This window comes from Candidatus Pantoea persica (assembly GCF_013753875.1).
In the GTDB taxonomy this organism is placed as follows: Bacteria; Pseudomonadota; Gammaproteobacteria; order Enterobacterales; family Enterobacteriaceae; genus Pantoea; species Pantoea persica.
Map to the genome: position 1 here is coordinate 1 of NZ_SMDS01000013.1, position 1,178 is coordinate 1,178.

1 protein-coding gene is annotated in these 1,178 nt (G+C 55.7%); it reads left to right on the top strand.

Features of this window, described 5'->3' with window-relative positions; all coding sequences use genetic code 11:
• Nucleotides 1-1,173, top strand: a 1,173-nt coding sequence (tuf, locus tag EIO60_RS04860) for an elongation factor Tu (RefSeq protein ID WP_258576079.1), incomplete at its 5' end; no start/stop codon positions are given.
• Between the last annotated feature and the right edge of the window lie 5 nt (nt 1,174-1,178).

The window sequence follows — 1,178 nt, forward strand, 5'->3', positions numbered from 1 at the left end:
CAATTTCAACGTAACAAACTGCACATAAACGTGGGCACCATCGGTCACGTTGACCACGGTAAAACCACCCTGACTGCAGCAATCACCACCGTTCTGGCTAAAACCTACGGCGGCCAGGCTCGCGCATTCGACCAGATCGATAACGCGCCGGAAGAGAAGGCTCGTGGTATCACCATCAACACCTCTCATGTTGAGTACGAAACCCCGACTCGTCACTACGCGCACGTTGACTGCCCGGGCCACGCCGACTACGTGAAAAACATGATCACCGGTGCTGCTCAGATGGACGGCGCTATCTTGGTTGTTGCTGCGACTGATGGCCCGATGCCGCAGACCCGTGAGCACATCCTGCTGGGTCGTCAGGTTGGCGTTCCTTACATCATCGTGTTCCTGAATAAGTGCGACATGGTTGATGACGAAGAGCTGCTGGAGCTGGTTGAGATGGAAGTACGTGACCTGCTGTCACAGTACGACTTCCCGGGCGACGACACTCCGATCGTTCGCGGTTCCGCGCTGAAAGCGCTGGAAGGCGACGCAGAGTGGGAAGCGAAAATCGTTGAGCTGGCTGGCCACCTGGATACTTACATCCCGGATCCGGTTCGCGCAATCGACCTGCCGTTCCTGCTGCCGATCGAAGACGTATTCTCAATCTCTGGCCGTGGTACTGTTGTTACCGGTCGTGTTGAGCGCGGCATCGTGAAAGTAGGCGACGAAGTTGAAATCGTGGGCATCAAAGACACCGCGAAATCAACCTGTACCGGCGTTGAAATGTTCCGCAAACTGCTGGATCAGGGTCAGGCTGGTGAGAACGTCGGTGTTCTGCTTCGTGGTATCAAGCGTGAAGAGATCGAGCGTGGCCAGGTACTGGCTAAGCCGGGCTCAATCAAGCCGCACACCACTTTCGTGTCAGAAGTTTACGTTCTGTCCAAAGAAGAAGGCGGTCGTCACACTCCGTTCTTCAAAGGCTACCGTCCGCAGTTCTACTTCCGTACTACTGACGTGACTGGCAACATCGAGCTGCCGGAAGGCGTTGAGATGGTTATGCCGGGCGACAACATCAAAATGACCGTTACTCTGATCCATCCGATCGCGATGGACCAGGGTCTGCACTTCGCAATCCGCGAAGGCGGCCGTACCGTTGGCGCGGGCGTTGTTGCTGAAATTATCGCTTAATTGCG